The 17285-nt window shown below is 61.8% G+C and carries 13 protein-coding genes and 1 other RNA gene; 10 read left to right on the top strand and 4 right to left on the bottom strand.

The features are described 5' to 3' along the window. Positions 1-27: 27 nt before the first annotated feature. The 5 genes from zipA (at position 28) to LVD08_RS13145 (ending at position 7238) form a co-directional block, all read left to right on the top strand. On the top strand, positions 28-891 hold the full coding sequence (gene zipA, locus LVD08_RS13165; RefSeq protein WP_027613270.1) for a cell division protein ZipA: 864 nt from the start codon (positions 28-30) through the stop codon (positions 889-891). Positions 892-1075: 184 nt separating this feature from the next. Then, positions 1076-3433 carry an NAD-dependent DNA ligase LigA gene (gene ligA, locus LVD08_RS13160; protein WP_247268351.1) on the top strand — a complete coding sequence of 786 codons (2358 nt, stop codon included), beginning with the start codon at positions 1076-1078 and terminating at the stop codon, positions 3431-3433. 252 nt (positions 3434-3685) lie between these two features. Continuing rightward, entirely contained in the window at positions 3686-4852 is a 1167-nt protein-coding gene (locus tag LVD08_RS13155; protein ID WP_247268350.1) for a zinc-binding metallopeptidase family protein, read from the top strand. Positions 4853-4963: 111 nt separating this feature from the next. Next, positions 4964-5060: signal recognition particle sRNA small type (gene ffs, locus LVD08_RS13150), an RNA gene on the top strand. Between the two features lie 228 nt (positions 5061-5288). Beyond that, positions 5289-7238, top strand: coding sequence for a hypothetical protein (locus LVD08_RS13145; RefSeq protein WP_247268349.1), 1950 nt, complete (start codon positions 5289-5291; stop codon positions 7236-7238). Positions 7239-7359: 121 nt separating this feature from the next. Here the strand turns inward: LVD08_RS13145 and LVD08_RS13140 are convergent, their stop codons facing one another. After that, entirely contained in the window at positions 7360-8109 is a 750-nt protein-coding gene (locus tag LVD08_RS13140; protein ID WP_027613266.1) for a substrate-binding periplasmic protein, read from the bottom strand. Positions 8110-8252: 143 nt separating this feature from the next. Here LVD08_RS13140 and dnaX point away from each other — a divergent pair, with 143 nt between their 5' ends. The 5 genes from dnaX (at position 8253) to LVD08_RS13115 (ending at position 14056) form a co-directional block, all read left to right on the top strand. Next, the gene (gene dnaX, locus LVD08_RS13135) at positions 8253-10340 is read left to right on the top strand and encodes a DNA polymerase III subunit gamma/tau (protein ID WP_247268348.1); all 2088 of its coding nucleotides are present in this window, start codon (positions 8253-8255) and stop codon (positions 10338-10340) included. Between the two features lie 67 nt (positions 10341-10407). Continuing rightward, positions 10408-10746 (top strand): YbaB/EbfC family nucleoid-associated protein, encoded by a 339-nt coding sequence (locus LVD08_RS13130; protein WP_003223337.1) that lies wholly within the window; start codon positions 10408-10410, stop codon positions 10744-10746. Between the two features lie 264 nt (positions 10747-11010). Further along, positions 11011-12045 (top strand): NADP-dependent oxidoreductase, encoded by a 1035-nt coding sequence (locus LVD08_RS13125; protein WP_247268347.1) that lies wholly within the window; start codon positions 11011-11013, stop codon positions 12043-12045. A 66-nt stretch (positions 12046-12111) separates the two neighbouring features. Continuing rightward, positions 12112-12714 (top strand): recombination mediator RecR, encoded by a 603-nt coding sequence (recR, locus tag LVD08_RS13120; protein ID WP_003223341.1) that lies wholly within the window; start codon positions 12112-12114, stop codon positions 12712-12714. Positions 12715-12907: 193 nt separating this feature from the next. After that, a complete protein-coding gene (locus LVD08_RS13115; protein WP_247268346.1) occupies positions 12908-14056 on the top strand; it encodes an acyl-CoA dehydrogenase family protein in 1149 nt (382 codons plus the stop codon). 110 nt (positions 14057-14166) lie between these two features. Here LVD08_RS13115 and LVD08_RS13110 read toward each other — a convergent pair whose 3' ends face one another. From LVD08_RS13110 to hemN, 3 genes are all read right to left on the bottom strand, one after another. Continuing rightward, the gene (locus LVD08_RS13110; protein WP_003223345.1) at positions 14167-14715 is read right to left on the bottom strand and encodes an adenine phosphoribosyltransferase; all 549 of its coding nucleotides are present in this window, start codon (positions 14713-14715) and stop codon (positions 14167-14169) included. Positions 14716-14793: 78 nt separating this feature from the next. Then, positions 14794-15528 carry a fumarate/nitrate reduction transcriptional regulator Fnr gene (gene fnr, locus LVD08_RS13105; RefSeq protein ID WP_003223347.1) on the bottom strand — a complete coding sequence of 245 codons (735 nt, stop codon included), beginning with the start codon at positions 15526-15528 and terminating at the stop codon, positions 14794-14796. Positions 15529-15687: 159 nt separating this feature from the next. Continuing rightward, complete coding sequence (gene hemN, locus LVD08_RS13100) at positions 15688-17070, bottom strand: oxygen-independent coproporphyrinogen III oxidase (protein ID WP_247268345.1); 1383 nt, start codon at positions 17068-17070, stop codon at positions 15688-15690. Positions 17071-17285 lie beyond the last annotated feature (215 nt).

Raw genomic sequence — 17285 nt, 5'->3', positions numbered from 1 at the left:
GCATTTTTTATAGAGGCACGGGATTACATGGAAATCGGTCTGCGCGAGTGGCTGATCGTCATCGGCATCATTGTGATAGCCGGTATTCTTTTCGATGGCTGGCGCCGTATGCGCGGCGGCAAGGGAAAACTGAAATTCCGTCTTGACCGAAGTCTGTCCAACCTGCCGGACGAGGACACCAGTGCTGAGCTGTTGGGCCCGGCCCGCGTGCTGGATACGCATAAAGAGCCGCAACTGGACGAACACGATCTGCCGTCGGTGAGCATGCCGGCCCGCGAAGCACGCGAGCCTCGCGAATCCGGTTCGAAACGTGGCAAGCGCGGCAGCAACGGTCCGGCCCAGGGCGACCTGAACCTCGACCTGGACCTGGACGGCGGCCCGAGCTTCAGCAGCCGTGATGATGACTTCGTCGACGACAGCAAGCCTGCGCCAGCGGTGGCCGACAAGGATCAGCCGCAAGCCGAAGAAGTCCTGGTGATCAGCGTGATCTGCCGCGACGCCGCCGGCTTCAAAGGCCCGGCCCTGCTGCAGAACATTCTGGAAAGCGGTCTGCGTTTCGGCGAGATGGATATTTTCCACCGCCACGAAAGCATGGCCGGCAACGGTGAAGTGCTGTTCTCCATGGCCAATGCGGTCAAGCCGGGTATCTTCGATCTGGACGACATCGACCATTTCAGCACCCCGGCGGTGAGCTTCTTCCTCGGCCTGCCAGGCCCGCGTCATCCGAAGCAGGCCTTCGACGTGATGGTGGCGGCAGCGCGCAAGCTGTCCCAAGAGCTGAACGGCGAGCTGAAAGACGACCAGCGCAGCGTGCTGACCGCGCAAACCATCGAGCATTACCGTCAGCGCATCGTCGAATTCGAACGCCGCGCCCTGACCCAGAAGCGCTAAGGCCAGAGCGCAGTTGTGGCGAGGGAGCTTGCTCCCGCTCGGTGGCGAAGCCGCCGTGATTTTGGGGCTGCTGCGCAGCCCAGCGGGAGCGAGCTCCCTCGCCACAATGTCCATAGCCTTGAGCTATTGTGATTTAGAAGATTGAGCAGCCTCGGCTGCTCTTTTGCTTTATGAGAGAACACCCATGACCGCCGCCAAAAACCGCATTCTAGAGCTGCGCGCTGAACTCGATCAGCACAACTACCGTTACCACGTCCTCGACGAGCCGAGCATTCCGGACGCCGAGTACGACCGGTTGTTCCACGAGCTCAAGGCGCTGGAAGCGGCCAATCCGGAATTGATCACCAGTGACTCGCCTACCCAGCGTGTCGGCAGTGTGGCGCTGACCGCGTTCACCCAGGTGCGTCACGAAGTACCGATGCTCAGCCTCGGCAACGCCTTCGAAGAAACCGACATGCGCGAATTCGACCGCCGGGTGACCGAAGGTCTGGATCTGCCGGCCGGTGATCTGTTCGGTGGCGGCGCGGCGGTGGAATACAGCTGCGAGCCGAAACTCGATGGCCTGGCGGTCAGCCTGCTGTATCAGGACGGCGTGCTGGTGCGCGGCGCCACCCGTGGCGACGGCACCACCGGTGAAGACATCAGCGTCAACGTGCGCACCGTGCGCAACATCCCGTTGAAGCTGCACGGCACAGGCTGGCCGGCGACCCTCGAAGTGCGCGGGGAAGTGTTCATGTCCAAGGCCGGTTTCGAGCGCCTCAACGGCTCGCAACTGGAAGTCGGCGGCAAGACCTTCGCCAACCCGCGCAACGCCGCTGCCGGCAGCCTGCGTCAGCTGGATTCGAAGATCACCGCCAACCGCCCGCTGGAATTCTGCTGCTACGGCATCGGTCAGGTCTCCCACGATATATCCGACACTCACATCGGCAACCTCAAGCAATTGCAGAAGTGGGGCATGCCGATCAGCCACGAGCTGAAACTGGCCAAAGGCATCGGCGAGTGCCTGGATTACTACCGCGACATCGGTGAGCGGCGTAACGCGCTGGCCTACGAAATCGACGGCGTGGTGTTCAAGGTCAACAGCATCGCCGATCAGCGCGAGCTGGGCTTCCGTGCCCGCGAACCGCGCTGGGCGATCGCGCACAAATTCCCCGCCATGGAAGAACTCACCGAACTGCTCGACGTGGAATTCCAGGTTGGCCGTACCGGCGCCGTCACTCCGGTGGCACGACTGAAACCGGTCAAGGTCGCCGGCGTCACCGTCGCCAACGCGACCCTGCACAACATGGATGAAGTGGCGCGCCTGGGCCTTATGATTGGTGACACCGTGATCATCCGCCGTGCCGGTGATGTGATCCCGCAGGTGGTGCAAGTGGTCACCGAACGTCGCCCGGAGAATGCTCGTCCTGTAGCGATTCCAGAGAATTGTCCGGTCTGCGGCTCCCATGTCGAGCGCACGCAACTGGTCAAGCGCAGCAAGGGCAAGGAGACCATCAGCGAAGGCGCGGTGTACCGCTGCGTTGGCCGTCTGGCCTGCGGTGCGCAACTGAAGCAGGCGATCATTCATTTCGTCTCGCGCCGGGCGATGGATATCGAAGGCCTTGGTGACAAAAGCGTCGAGCAACTGGTCGATGAAGGTCTGGTCAGCTCGCCGGCCGATCTGTACGCGCTGAAGTTCGATGACATTGTCGATCTGGAAGGCTTTGCCGAGGTCTCCAGCAACAAGCTGCTGGCGGCGATTGAAGACAGCAAGCAACCGGGACTGGCGCGGTTCATTTATGCGCTGGGCATTCCCGATGTCGGTGAGGAAACGGCCAAGGTGTTGGCGCGCTCGCTGGGTTCGCTGGAGCGCGTGCAGCAGGCGTTGCCGCAAGTGCTGACCTACCTGCCGGACATCGGCCTGGAAGTGGCTCACGAGATTCACAGCTTCTTTGAAGATGCACACAACCAGCAGGTGATCACCGAGTTGTTGGGGCATGGCCTGCAGATTCAGGATCAGGGTGAACTCGGCGCCGAGTTCGCCGCCAGCACCACGCTCGGCGGTCTGCTCGACAAGCTGCACATTCCCTTTGTCGGCCCGGGCGGCGCGCAGAAACTGGCGGACAGGTTCGGTTCGCTGGAGGCGGTGATGAATGCCGACTGGCTGGACATGCGTCAGGCGCTGCCGGAGAAGCAGGCCAATTCGGTGCGCGAGTTTTTTGCTGTGCCCGAGCATCGGCAGATCGCCGAGGCCGCCGAGAAACAGCTGCGGGATTTCGGCATGCACTGGCTGAGCGAGAAGAAAGTCGTTGAGGGCCTGCCGCTGTCCGGCGAAACCTGGGTGCTTACCGGCAAGGTCGAGTTGATGAGCCGCGATGTGGCCAAAGAACACCTGGAAAGCCTCGGCGCCAAGGTTGCTGGCTCGGTCTCGGCGAAAACGCATTGTGTGGTCGCAGGGCCCGGTGCCGGCTCGAAACTGACCAAGGCCAATGAGCTGGGGGTGAAGGTGATGGACGAAGAGGCGTTTATCGCGTTCCTCAAAACCCATGGCATTTCTGCCTGATACAGTTTTGTTCGGCAGTCTGCTTTTGTGGCGAGGGAGCTTGCTCCCGCTCGGCGACGAAGTCGTCGCAAAACCACCATCCTCGGTATTTCAGGGTAAATGAGGTCGCATGGTTTTGGGGGCTGCTTCGCAACCCAGCGGGAGCAAGCTCCCTCGCCACATCGGCAGTGTCACTCAGTAGCTGCGTTGTATTCGGGAACATTGTTGACTTCAGGATGATCTAGTCTTGGCAAGCCCCAGGGAGAGATCGCCATGTACCGCTTTTTCGAGCAGCTCAGTTCTCGCATCGTCGCGCCGTTCATGGGCGAATCTTCACGCAACAGCAAAATCTGGCCGTGCCGCTGCGGCCAGTCGCTGTTCTTTCGCAACAGTCAGTGTCTGGCTTGCAACGCCATGTTGGGCTATCAGCCTGAAGAAAGTCGCCTGACCTCGTTGCAGCCCGGGCCACAGGACGGCAGTTGGACACTCGATGCCGATCCCGGCGCCGGATTGTTTCGTCGCTGTGCCAACCTCGATACTCCCGCCGCGTGCAACTGGCTGCTGCCGGATAACGGCCACGACAGCCTGTGCATCGCCTGCAGCCTCAACCGCACCATCCCCGACCTCTCAGTGCCGGAAAACCCCGAACGCTGGCGCAAAGTCGAAATCGCCAAGCGCCGGCTGGTGGCGCAACTGATCACCCTCGGCCTGCCGGTCATCCCGAAAACCGTGGATGAGGCCACCGGTCTGGCCTTCGACTTCATCGGCGTCGACCTCGAAGGCAACGCGCCAATGACCGGCCACGCCAACGGTCTGATCACCCTCGATATCAAAGAAGCCGACGACGCCCATCGCGAGCAGGTGCGGGCGGCAATGCATGAACCCTATCGCACGCTGCTCGGGCATTTCCGGCATGAGGTCGGGCATTATTATTGGGATCGTCTGATCGCCAATGGGCCGTGGCTTGAACCTTTCCGCAACCTGTTCGGCGACGAGCGCGCCAGTTACGCCGAAGCGCTCGACCGTCATTATCAACAGGGCGCACCGCTGGACTGGCCGCAACACTACGTCAGCGCCTACGCGACCATGCACCCATGGGAAGACTGGGCGGAAACCTGGGCGCATTACCTGCACATGATGGACGCGGTGGATACCGCGCTGGGTTTCGGCATGAGCGCGCGGGAAATGGACTTCGACTACCAGCCGTTCCCGTCCAGCACGCTGTACGACCCGGAGCACCCCGGCGGCGCGGCGTTCCTATCGTTCGTCAATGCGTGGATCGAACTGGCGGGCATGCTCAACGAGCTGTCACGCAGTATGGGCCAGCCGGATTTCTACCCGTTCGTGCTGCCGGCGGCGGCGATTGCCAAGTTGCACTTCATCCATCTAGTGATCCAGCAGGCGGGCGGCAAGGCGGACGAGGTGTTGCAGGCGCAATAGCAAGTGCTTGAAGCCCTTCATATTTTTAATCTGAAACCAACGGTTGTAACTTCGCTTCAGATAGGTACAATGGCGCGGCTCGCCGACAGGTGAGTGTCGTTATGGTGACCCCATCGGTCCCCCCGCAACGATTACCCGTGAACCTGGTCAGAGCCGGAAGGCAGCAGCCACAGCGGGAACATTGTGTGCCGGGGTGTGGCTGGTGGGGTTACCACCTTAACGAACGAAGAACGCTTCAACAGAACTGCATGGGTTTCGCCCACTGCGGTTTTTTTATGCCCGCGATTTGGGCTTTCACGCCAGCCCCTGTGGGAGCGAGCCTGCTCGCGAAGGCTGCCCCCCGATGCCTGTTCAGTCACCAAGGTTGAACAGTGGCATACTCCACCGTCTTGCTGCGCGCGTCGTTGACAAGTTCGCGCCCTGGCTACGAGGTTGTATGCACCCGGAACATCACGATTTATCCACCGCCGTGTACTTGCCCGTGACGGATGAGACCTGCGCCAGCCTGTTGCAGCCCGATGGCGCAAAAAACCTCGGCGAGTTGACGGATGCGCAGCTGGCCGCCGTGCTGGTCATCCAGAATCTGGCTCAGGCCACCGAAAAGGATCTCACCGCCGCAGCGGCGGAGAAGGTGCTGGCGCGCCTGATCGCCTGGGCGGTCGATGGCGGGGCAGGGCTGCTGTCCGAGGCGCAACGGCTGTTCGACCCGCGCCAGTTGTACTTCGGCCTGAACGCCATCAGGGGATTGAACCTGCGATTGCTGTTGGCCGAAGAGGTGTCGGCGCAGGATTACCTGCTGCCCGATGGCAAGTGGGATGACGAGTTCAAGGCGCGCCACCACGCGATCAACAATCCGTTCAGCCAGCAGATGATCAGCCCCGCGCACCGCGAGCGCTGGCTCAGCGCCGCGCAGGACAAACTGGTCAGAACCTTCCGCGCCAACCTCGATGAAGACCTGCATGTGCAAGGCTATGCCGGGATCGGCAAGAGCCACCTGGTCGGTGCCTTGACCGAGTGCCTGGACCCCGGGAAAACCCTGTTGCTGGCACGCACCCCGGAAAAACTCGCGACCCTGTGCCAGCGCATGGGTGTTGCCAGTGAACGCAAGCCCGGCATCACCTTTGAGGCGTTCGCGCGCGGGCTGATTTATGGGCGCAAGCCACAGCCGGCAAGCGCCGCCGGCCGAGTCGCGAGCAAACAGAGTCTGGCGCAGGAGCTGAACATCCTCGGCTTTCGCGAGCATGACGCGCAACGCACCCTGAACGTCTGCCTGGAAACCCTCGAGCGCTATTGCCACTCCCGGGACTACAGCCTGTCGGCGCATCATTTGCCGTATTTCAAACTGTCCTTGTCCGGTCTTGAGTCCAAAGTGCTGCTGGAATATTCGAGCCGCGTCTGGACTTACCTTGAGGCCAATCCGGCGTGGGGCCGGCAGAGCGGCTTTGAAGCCTTGTTGCTGATCAAGCGGGCAAGCCTTGCGGGCTGCGTGGTGCCGCCGCGTTATACACACGTGCTGATTGACGAGAGTCAGGACATTCCCGCTTCGCTGCTGCAGATAATCGAGCGTGGCCGACAGGTGCTGATCACGCTGGGCGATGAGTACCAGCACGCCGAGCGCGATCTGGTGAAAAGAAAGCGTGAAGTGCGTCAGAGCGATATCACCTACTCGGTGCGTTCGGGACGAAACGTCGAGCGTCTGGTCAATCCGCTGATTTCCCGGCACTCGGAAAAGAGCAAGGTGCCGTTCGAAGGTGCGCGTGAGGCGGACGTCGGCATCGAGTTTTATCCGCAGGGCTTTGTCCCGCCGGAAGGTTGCGTGGTGCTGACGGCGTCCCCTTGGGACACCATGAAGTGGGCCATGCAACTGCACGATGCCAATTGCCTGTTCAGCTTTGCCGACATGACAGCGCAGCGCGACCTCGAGCACTTCATGACCAGCGCCATCGAGTTGTTCAAGGTCGATTATTACAGTTCCACGCACAGCGAGAAGGGCCCGCATCGCTATTTCAGCGATCTGCCCAAGTGGCAGCAGGTGCGCGATGCCAACCAGTTCGACGAAGCGTTTTTGTGGGTCGAGGCCGAGCTGGAGAAAGGCTTCAAGGTCGCTGATCTGACCCGGCTCAACCGGATGATCGGCGGCCCCGGCAAAAGCTGCCTGCTGATGCAGGCGCACGAGGCGGGCGGCATGGAGTTCGACCGCGTTCTGCTGACGCCCGAGCTGCTGACCAACGTGCAGTTCAAGGACGCCTACGCGTTCGATCAGCGGATCTGCGCCGTGTACATCGCCATCTCCCGCGCCCGGCAGCAGCTTTACCTGCCGTACGATGTGGTCGAATGGATCGAATTTCACGACTACCAGAAATTCCGTGAGTCGCACGGCTACTGAATAATTCTCTGTCGGAAATGTCCCCCTGAGGGAGCGGGCTTGCTCGCGAAGGCGGTGTGCCAGTTAACGAATCAGGTGACTGACACACCGTCTTTACGAGCAAGCCCGTTCCCACAATGGGTTATGGGGTGGCTTCAGCGGACCCGGTATACAACCGGATGATGTCATCAATCTCCCCCGACATTTTCATCCGCAACAACGTGCGCAAGATTCGCTGCACCGGCACCTGAGGGTCATTCCTCACGTAGCAGCCCACATGCTGCTCCTGCAGCACCGCGACGCCGTGCAGTTGCTGCCCGGGCAGCAGACGCTGATTGAACCAGTCGAGTGTCCATTGATTGCTCACCGCATAGCGGTAGCGGCCGGCCAGGAGTTTTTCCAGCACTTGTTCCTGATTACGCGCGTCCTCGCGTTGCAGGCGATCGGCGTCGAACAGCGGTTGCAGGGTCGGATAGGTATAGCCGAGCACGGTGCCGATCGATTGGCGGGGCAGATCGGCAGGGTCGACGCGGGGCGGCTGAGCGTCGCGGCTGATCAGCAAATCGCGCTGGAACAGCAGCGGAAGGCTCCAGATATAGTCCCCGGACTGATTCGGCAGCCACGATTGTGCGGCATAGCAGCGCACGTCGACTTCGCCGTGCTCCATGGCGTTCTGCACCCGGGCGCGCGGCAGGACGTGGAATTCGGCCGGCACGCCGACCTGCGTCGCAAGGCTGAGCATGATGTCGTGGAGGATGCCCTGGGTCGGGCGGCCGTGGTCGATCTGCACCATCGGCATCGCCCAGCTGTCGGCCACGACGAAGCGCAGCGGCGGTTCGGCCGCGCTCACGCTCAGACTGATCCCCAACAAAGCTCCCAAGGCCCAACGCATAAATGCTCCGATGAGTCCCGATCACGAGCGAAATTTCCCCGCCAACAGCAGCTTAGCCAGATTAGACGAGCACACCGGATGCAATTTTGCCCTTGCTCCGCTAGCATTAGCCGCTTCAGCTTCCTTCGTTGCGACGGTTTTCGATGAGTTATCAGGTTCTTGCACGTAAATGGCGTCCGCGCTCGTTCCGCGAAATGGTCGGCCAGACCCATGTGCTCAAGGCTCTGATCAATGCCTTGGACAGCCAGCGGCTGCACCACGCGTACCTGTTCACCGGTACCCGCGGGGTCGGTAAGACCACCATTGCGCGGATCATTGCCAAATGCCTGAACTGTGAGACAGGTATCACTTCCAGCCCTTGCGGCGAGTGTTCGGTGTGCCGCGAGATCGATGAAGGGCGCTTCGTCGACCTGATCGAGATCGACGCCGCGAGCCGGACCAAGGTCGAGGACACTCGCGAGCTGCTGGACAACGTGCAGTACGCGCCAAGCCGTGGGCGCTTCAAGGTCTACCTGATCGACGAAGTGCACATGCTCTCCAGCCATTCCTTCAATGCGCTGCTGAAAACCCTCGAAGAGCCGCCGCCATACGTCAAGTTCATCCTGGCGACCACCGACCCGCAGAAACTTCCGGCAACGATTTTGTCGCGTTGCCTGCAGTTCTCGCTGAAGAACATGACGCCCGAGCGTGTGGTCGAGCATCTGACCCACGTGCTCGGCGCCGAAAACGTGCCGTTCGAAGACGACGCGCTGTGGTTGCTGGGCCGCGCCGCTGACGGCTCGATGCGTGACGCCATGAGCCTGACCGACCAGGCCATCGCCTTCGGTGAAGGCAAGGTATTGGCCGCCGATGTGCGAGCGATGCTCGGCACGCTGGATCACGGCCAGGTCTTCGACGTGCTGCACGCGCTGATCGAGGGTGACGCCAAGGCGTTGCTCGAAGCCGTGCGCCACCTGGCCGAGCAAGGCCCGGACTGGAACGGCGTGCTCTCGGAAATTCTCAACGTGCTGCACCGCGTCGCCATCGCCCAGGCCTTGCCTGAAGGTGTCGACAACGGTCATGGCGACCGTGACCGCGTATTGGCATTGGCTCAGGCGCTGCCGGCCGAAGACGTGCAGTTCTATTACCAGATGGGCCTGATCGGTCGCCGCGACTTGCCGCTGGCGCCGGATCCCCGTGGTGGCTTTGAAATGGTCCTGCTGCGGATGCTGGCCTTCCGGCCGGCGGATACGGCGGACGCCCCGAGGCAACCGCTAAAGCCAGTGGGGATCAGCCAGGCCACAGTTGATTCCGCAAACTCAGTGGCTGCCGCGCCCAAGCCTGCGCCGGTAGTCGCTGCGGCTGTTGCGCCTGCACCGGTTGTTGTTCCAGCACCAACGCCGGCTCCAGAGCCTGTGGTGGTGGCTGCGCCGGCACCCGCGCCAGAAGCAGAACCTGAACCGGTCGTCGCCGAAGCGCTGGTCGACCTGCCGTGGAACGACCCGGTCGAACCCGAGCCAGAACCTGAGCCGGTGCAGCAACCAGCCGTCGAGCCGGTGCTGGAAACCGCCAGCGAGCAGCCCGAGTTGCCGCCGATGCCGCTGCCGACCCCGGACAGCGTGGTGCCGGATGCGCCGGAGTGGGCCGCTGCGCCGATTCCCGAGCCGTCGGTCGCCGACGTCGATGCCGCCACTCCAGGCATGGACCTCGACGACGAGCCGCCGTTGGACGAAGACTACATCGAGCCGGACATGGATTCGGCCTACAGCTACCTCGACGATCTGGCCAGCGAACACACCGCCGAGCCGGCCCCGGAACCCGAGCCGGAGCCTGCCGCCGCGCCGGCCACCGGTCTGGCGTTGCAATGGCTGGAGCTGTTCCCGCAACTGCCGATCTCCGGCATGACCGGCAGCATCGCCGCCAACTGCACGCTGATCGCAATCGATGGCGACCACTGGTTGATGCACCTGGACCCGGCGCACAGCGCGCTGTTCAACGCCACACAACAGCGGCGCCTGAACGATGCGTTGAACCAGTTCCACGGTCGCACGCTGACCCTGACCATCGAACTGATCAAGTCCGAGCAGGAAACCCCGGCGCAGGCCGCGTCCCGTCGCCGGGCCAACCGTCAGCGCGAGGCGGAGGAATCGATCCACGGGGATCCGTTCATCCAGCAGATGGTCCAGCAGTTCGGTGCAGTGGTGCGACACGATACTATTGAACCTGTCGACGCCTTGGTCGCCCAAGGCTAATTACTGAGGGCGTTCGGCGTTAAGTGCCGGGCGCTGTTTTGATCCAAGTACTTTTGAGGTGATTCCCATGATGAAAGGTGGCATGGCCGGCCTGATGAAGCAGGCACAGCAGATGCAGGAAAAAATGGCCAAGATGCAGGAAGAACTGGCCAACGCCGAAGTCACCGGCAAGGCTGGTGGCGATATGGTCACCGTGGTAATGACCGGTCGTCACGACGTGAAAAGCGTCAGCATCGACCCAAGCCTGGTTGAAGGCCTGAGCGAAGACGATAAGGAAATGCTCGAAGCCGTGGTCGCCGCCGCCGTCAACGATGCCGTGCGCAAGATCGAAGCCAACAGCCAGGAAAAAATGGGCAGCATGACCGCCGGCATGAACCTGCCAGCAGGTATGAAACTGCCATTCTGATTCGCCATCGCGAGTTGGATGAGCTACACAAAATGCCAGGCATCGCGCCTGGCATTTTTGTTTTTGCCTGAGTGTCATGTGTTGGCAGAGCTGACGCTTTCGCGAGCAAGCCCGCTCCCACATTTGGAATGCGTTCTTCCTGTGGGAGCGGGCTTGCTCGCGAAGGCGTCGGCTCGGACCAACTGAAGAAACATCGAACCCACCACCGCCGCCAAAGGTCTGCTCCCTATACCGCCGAATTCATCATTCACAGGAGACGCTGACATGTCCGACCCTCTGACCCTCAACCAACGCTTCGTCCTCGCCTCGCGCCCTGTCGGTGCGCCGACTCCGGAAAACTTCCGTCTGGAGCGCGAAGCGTTGCCGGATCTCGAAGACGGCCAGGTGCTGCTGAAAACCCTGTACCTGTCGCTGGACCCGTACATGCGCGGACGCATGAGTGACGCGCCGTCCTACGCCGCGCCGGTACAAATCGGCGAAGTGATGACCGGTGGCGCTGTCAGCCGTGTCGAGAATTCCCGTCATCCGAAATTCCACCAGGGCGATCTGGTGGTCGGCCTCACTGGCTGGCAGAGCCACAGCATCAGTGACGGTCGTAACATCATGCCGATTCCGTCCGGCCTGCCGAGCCCGTCGATGGCGCTCGGCGTGTTGGGCATGCCGGGGATGACCGCGTACATGGGGCTGATCGACATCGGTCAGCCGAAAGAAGGCGAAACCCTGGTGGTGGCTGCAGCGTCCGGTGCGGTCGGTTCAGTGGTCGGTCAGGTGGCGAAGATCAAGGGCCTGCGCGCCGTGGGTGTGGCCGGTGGAGCCGACAAATGCAAATACGTGGTCGAGGAACTGGGGTTTGATGCCTGCATCGATCACAAGGCGCCGGACTTTGCCGAACAACTGGCCAAGGCTTGCCCGAAAGGCATCGACATCTATTACGAGAACGTCGGCGGGCATGTGTTCGATGCCGTGGTGCCGTTGCTCAACCCCAAGGCGCGGATCCCGCTGTGCGGGCTGATCGCCGGTTACAACGCCACTGAAGCGCCGCAAGGCCCGGATCGTCTGCCGATGCTGCAGCGTACGTTGCTGACCAAGCGCGTGCGGATTCAGGGCTTTATCGTGTTTGATGACTACGGCGACCGTCAGCCGGAATTCATCAGCCACATGGTGCCGTGGGTGCGCGACGGCAAGGTCAAATTCCGCGAAGACGTGGTGGAAGGTCTGGAGCAGGCACCCGAGGCGTTCATCGGTCTGCTGGAGGGGCGCAACTTCGGCAAACTGGTGGTGAAGGTTACCCAGGACTGAGCATTTGACGCTGGCCAGAGGCGCGGGTATAAACCGCGTCTCGTTGTTTTGTCGGACTTTTTACCCATGAGCTTCAGCCCTTTGATTCGCCAACTGATCGACGCCCTGCGCACTTTGCCGGGCGTGGGCCAGAAAACCGCCCAGCGCATGGCGTTGCAGTTGCTCGAGCGTGATCGCAGCGGCGGCACGCGCCTGGCCCAGGCCTTGAGCCAGGCCATGGAAGGGGTGGGTCACTGCCGTCAGTGCCGCACGCTGACCGAAGACGATCTGTGCCCGCAATGCGCCGACACGCGCCGCGACGACACGCTGCTGTGCGTGGTGGAAGGGCCGATGGACGTGTATGCGGTGGAGCAAACGGGTTTCCGTGGGCGCTACTTCGTGCTCAAGGGCCACCTGTCGCCGCTCGACGGTCTCGGGCCGGAAGCCATCGGTATTCCGCAGTTGATGGCGCGTATTGAAGAGGCGGGCACGTTTACTGAAGTCATCCTCGCCACCAACCCGACGGTGGAAGGTGAGGCGACCGCGCATTACATCGCCCAACTGCTCAGCAACAAAGGCCTGATCGCCTCGCGGATTGCCCACGGTGTGCCGCTGGGTGGTGAGCTGGAGTTGGTGGATGGCGGGACGCTGGCGCATTCGTTTGCCGGGCGTAAACCCATCTCTCTTTAAGTGATGCAGTGTCTGATTTGACGCCTTCGCGAGCAGGCTCGCTCCCACATTGGCTTTGGGCCATTCACAAATCCCCTGTGGGAGCGAGCCTGCTCGCGAATGGCGCACCTCGGTCTGACTGATTCACACAAACTTATTGAAAACCAAGCAAGCGCTCGGTTAACGTCGGCCAACCCTTCGATGGAGTTCGCCGATGCCTGCCTTCCAGGAATACTTCGACCCCAGCCACCAAATGGTCCGCGACAGCGTCAGACGTTTCGTCGAGCGCGAGATCCTGCCGGACATCGATGCGTGGGAAGAAGCCGAAAGCTTTCCCCGAGAGCTGTATCTGAAGGCCGGGGCGGCAGGGATTCTCGGCATCGGTTATCCCGAAGTGCTGGGCGGCAGCCACGAAGGTGATGTGTTCGCCAAGGTCGCCGCCAGCGAAGAGCTGATGCGCTGCGGCTCCGGTGGTCTGGTCGCGGGCCTCGGTTCGCTGGATATCGGCCTGCCACCGATCGTCAAATGGGCCCGGCCCGAGGTGCGCGAGCGCGTCGTGCCGCAGGTGCTCAGCGGCGAGAAGATCTGCGCGTTGGCGATTACCGAACCCGGCGGCGGTTCCGACGTCGCCAACCTTCAGACCCGCGCCGTGCGTGACGGCGAATTCTACCGGGTCAGCGGCAGCAAAACCTTTATCACCAGCGGCGTGCGTGCCGATTTCTACACCGTCGCGGTGCGCACCGGAGCGCCGGGTTTCGGCGGCATCAGTCTGTTGCTGATCGAGAAGGGCACCCCAGGCTTCACCGTAGGCCGCCAGCTGAAGAAAATGGGCTGGTGGGCCTCGGACACCGCTGAGCTGTTCTTCGACGATTGCAGGGTGCCCGTGGGCAATCTGATCGGCGCCGAGAACATGGGCTTCGCCTGCATCATGGGCAATTTCCAGAGTGAACGGCTGGCGCTGGCACTGATGGCCAACATGACCTCGCAGCTCGCGCTCGAAGAGGCGCTGAAGTGGGCGCGCGAGCGTGAGGCGTTTGGTAAACCGATCGGCAAGTTCCAGGTGATCAAGCATCGGCTGGCCGAAATGGCCACCGCACTGGAAGTATCGCGCGAGTTCACCTACCGCCAGGCGGCGAAGATGGCGGCGGGGCAGAGCGTGATCAAGGAGATTTCCATGGCCAAGAACGTTGCCACGGACACCTCGGATCGAATCACCAGCGAAGCGGTGCAGATTCTTGGCGGCCTGGGTTACATGCGCGAGAGTCTGGTGGAGCGGCTGTATCGGGATAACCGCATTCTGTCGATTGGCGGCGGGACGCGGGAGGTGATGAACGAAATCATCAGCAAGCAGATGGGGCTTTAGGTTCTGCGTTGAGGCGGCCGACGCCTTCGCGAGCAGGCTCGCCCCCACAGGAGAATGCATTCCAAATGTGGGAGCGAGCCTGCTCGCGAAAGCGGTCTGACAGGCGCTACTTACTTATCAGTCAGGGCAAACTGCGTCAGGCAGAAGGTAGGGATGCCCATATCTTCCAGACGCTGCGAACCCCCCAGCTCCGGCAGATCGATAATCGCCGCCGCTTCATGCACCCGCGCGCCCATGCGGCGGATCAGGTTGGCCGCGGCGATCAGCGTGCCACCGGTGGCAATCAGGTCATCGAACATCACCACCGAATCGCCTTCGCACAGGCTGTCGGCGTGGACTTCGAGGAACGCTTCGCCGTACTCGGTTGCGTAACCTTCGGCCAGCACGTCCGCGGGCAGTTTGCCTTGCTTGCGGAACAGCACCAGCGGCTTGTTCAGTTGGTAGGCCAGCACCGAACCGATCAGGAAACCGCGCGCATCCATCGCGCCGATGTGGGTGAAATCGGCTTCCACATAACGGTGGGCGAAGCTGTCCATCACCAGGCGCAGGGCCTTGGGCGACTGGAACAGCGGGGTGATGTCGCGAAAGATCACGCCCGGTTTCGGGAAGTCGATCACGGGGCGGATCAGGGATTTGATGTCGAAGGAGTCGAAGACCATCGTCGAGGTGTCCTGGCAGGGCTGCAAACGGCGCAGTATACCCGCGGCTGAAACGCTTCGCTCAACCGCGGATCGAGATCAGCCTTCGAGCGAGCCGCCGGCCAGGGCGCAGAGCTGGATCGGGTCGAGGATGTGGATCTCTTTGCCCTCGGCGGCGATCAGTTCGTTCTGCTGGAAGCGGGTGAACACCCGTGACACGGTTTCCACCGCCAGGCCCAGGTAATTGCCGATCTCATTGCGCGACATGCTCAGGCGGAACTGGTTGGCCGAGAACCCGCGAGCACGGAAGCGGGCCGACAGATTGACCAGGAACGTGGCGATGCGCTCGTCGGCGGTTTTTTTCGACAACAGCAGCATCATCTGCTGGTCGTCACGGATCTCGCGGCTCATCACCCGCATCAACTGACGGCGCAGCTGCGGCAGTTGCAGGGCCAGTTCATCAAGGCGTTCGAAAGGAATTTCACAGACCGAGGTGGTCTCCAGGGCCTGGGCCGACACCGGGTGTTTCTCGGTGTCCATGCCGGACAGACCAACCAGTTCGCTCGGCAAGTGGAAACCGGTCAGTTGTTCTTCGCCGCTGTCGCTCAGGCTGAAGGTCTTCAGGGCGCCGGAGCGTACTGCATAGACAGAATCGAAGGTGTCGCCCTGACGGAACAGGAACTCACCCTTTTTCAACGGGCGGCCACGTTTAACGATTTCGTCCAGCGCATCCATGTCTTCCAGATTCAGAGAAAGTGGCAGGCAGAGAGGAGCCAGGCTGCAATCCTTGCAATGGGCCTGGTTGTGAGCGCGCAGTTTGACTGGCTCGGACATTTCTTAAATCCTTGTGGGAAAACACACATAAGCCGTAAGGGTAACCCACGGGAGGACATTCAGGCCAGTCTGCGGCGAGTTTGTCCCACGGGCATAAGGCCGCAGGGCAAACAAAAACACGGGGCGTTCGAGATACATCGGTTTCATAAGCAGGGCGTTTCAGATCACCCGCGAGAAGCGCTGGCGGTTCTGCTGTTCCAGATACGCGTCGAACACCATGCACACCGAACGCACCAGCAGGCGCCCGGCCGGCAACACTTCGATCCGCTCGCGTTCCAGATTGATCAGCCCATCGTTGGCCATGCCTTGCAGTTGCGGCCACAGCGCGCCGAAGTAACCCTGAAAATCGATGTTGAACGCCTGCTCGATTTCGGCGAAATCCAGGCTGAAATTGCAGATCAGTTGCTGGATCACCGCGCGGCGCAGGCGGTCGTCGGCATTGCACACCAGGCCACGGCTGGTCGCCAGTTGCGCAGCGGCGAGGGTGTTCTGGTACTGGTTCAGATCGCTGTTGTTCTGGCAGTAGAGGTCGCCGATCTGGCTGATCGCCGACACCCCAAGACCAATCAGGTCGCAATGACCGTGGGTGGTGTAGCCCTGAAAGTTGCGCTGCAGGGTCTGCTCTTCCTGGGCAATCGCCAGCTCGTCGTCGGGCAGGGCGAAGTGATCCATGCCGATGTAACGGTAGCCGGCGGCAGTCAGTTGTTCGATGGTGCGCTGAAGCATTTCCAGTTTTTGCGCAGGGCTCGGCAGCTCGTGGCTGTTGATCCGCCGCTGCGGCATGAAGCGCTCCGGCAAGTGCGCATAATTGAACACCGAGAGCCGGTCCGGTTGCAGGCTGATGACTTCCTCGACGGTGCGCGCAAAGTTCTCCGGGGTCTGCTTCGGCAGGCCGTAGATCAGGTCGATGTTGATCGAGCGAAATTGCAGGGTGCGCGCGGCGTCGATCACCGCGCGGGTTTCTTCCAGGCTTTGCAGGCGATTGACCGCCCGTTGCACCGCCGGGTCGAGGTCTTGCAGGCCGATGCTGACCCGGTTGAAGCCGAGTTCGCGCAACAGACCCATGGTCGACCAGTCGGCCTCGCGTGGGTCGATCTCGATGCCGTAATCGCCGGAATCGTCATCCAGCAGATTGAAGTGTTTGCGCAGGTGCGCCATCAACTGGCGCAGTTCGTCATGGCTGAGAAAAGTCGGGGTGCCGCCGCCGAAGTGCAGTTGCTCGACTTTCTGCGCCGGTTCCAGGTGGCAGGCGATCAACTGGATTTCCTGCTCCAGCCGTTGCAGATACGGCTGCGCTCGCCCGCGATCCTTGGTGATGACCTTGTTGCAGGCGCAGTAGTAGCAAATGTTCGCGCAGAACGGCACGTGCACGTACAGCGACAATGGGCGCAACGCCTTGCGGCTGTCGCGCAGGGCATGGAACAGGTCGAAGGTGCCGACCTGGCTGTTGAATTGCACGGCCGTCGGGTACGAGGTGTAGCGCGGCCCCGCCAGGTCGTAGCGGCGGATCAGATCAGTGTCCCAACGAATGGCGTCGAGCATGCGGGCATTCCCCCGGATAGGCTGGCAGTGTGGCGAGTCTAGGGGAGGGCGCGGCGGGGCATCTTGATTTGTATCAACGGGGAGGATTCGTATAAGTCACGCGGCCCCATCGCGAGCAGGCTCGCCCCCCCAGGGGATTTGGGGCGGACACAAAACCCGTGGGAGCGGGCCGGCTCGCGGAGGGCCCGCCGCCCGGCAGTGGCCCATCCGCCAGT

This window comes from Pseudomonas sp. YL2 (assembly GCF_023063025.1).
In the GTDB taxonomy this organism is placed as follows: Bacteria; Pseudomonadota; Gammaproteobacteria; order Pseudomonadales; family Pseudomonadaceae; genus Aquipseudomonas; species Aquipseudomonas putida_A.
This window is presented reverse-complemented; position numbering and strand designations above follow the sequence as displayed.

Coding starts and splice junctions, on each gene's coding strand:
- LVD08_RS13115 (WP_247268346.1), top strand. CDS start 12,908: ATGCCTGCCTTCCAGGAATACTTCGACCCCAGCCACCAAATGGTCCGC.
- hemN (WP_247268345.1), bottom strand. CDS start 17,070: ATGCTCGACGCCATTCGTTGGGACACTGATCTGATCCGCCGCTACGAC.
- ligA (WP_247268351.1), top strand. CDS start 1,076: ATGACCGCCGCCAAAAACCGCATTCTAGAGCTGCGCGCTGAACTCGAT.
- LVD08_RS13145 (WP_247268349.1), top strand. CDS start 5,289: ATGCACCCGGAACATCACGATTTATCCACCGCCGTGTACTTGCCCGTG.
- zipA (WP_027613270.1), top strand. CDS start 28: ATGGAAATCGGTCTGCGCGAGTGGCTGATCGTCATCGGCATCATTGTG.
- fnr (WP_003223347.1), bottom strand. CDS start 15,528: ATGTCCGAGCCAGTCAAACTGCGCGCTCACAACCAGGCCCATTGCAAG.
- dnaX (WP_247268348.1), top strand. CDS start 8,253: ATGAGTTATCAGGTTCTTGCACGTAAATGGCGTCCGCGCTCGTTCCGC.
- LVD08_RS13125 (WP_247268347.1), top strand. CDS start 11,011: ATGTCCGACCCTCTGACCCTCAACCAACGCTTCGTCCTCGCCTCGCGC.
- recR (WP_003223341.1), top strand. CDS start 12,112: ATGAGCTTCAGCCCTTTGATTCGCCAACTGATCGACGCCCTGCGCACT.
- LVD08_RS13155 (WP_247268350.1), top strand. CDS start 3,686: ATGTACCGCTTTTTCGAGCAGCTCAGTTCTCGCATCGTCGCGCCGTTC.
- LVD08_RS13110 (WP_003223345.1), bottom strand. CDS start 14,715: ATGGTCTTCGACTCCTTCGACATCAAATCCCTGATCCGCCCCGTGATC.
- LVD08_RS13140 (WP_027613266.1), bottom strand. CDS start 8,109: ATGCGTTGGGCCTTGGGAGCTTTGTTGGGGATCAGTCTGAGCGTGAGC.
- LVD08_RS13130 (WP_003223337.1), top strand. CDS start 10,408: ATGATGAAAGGTGGCATGGCCGGCCTGATGAAGCAGGCACAGCAGATG.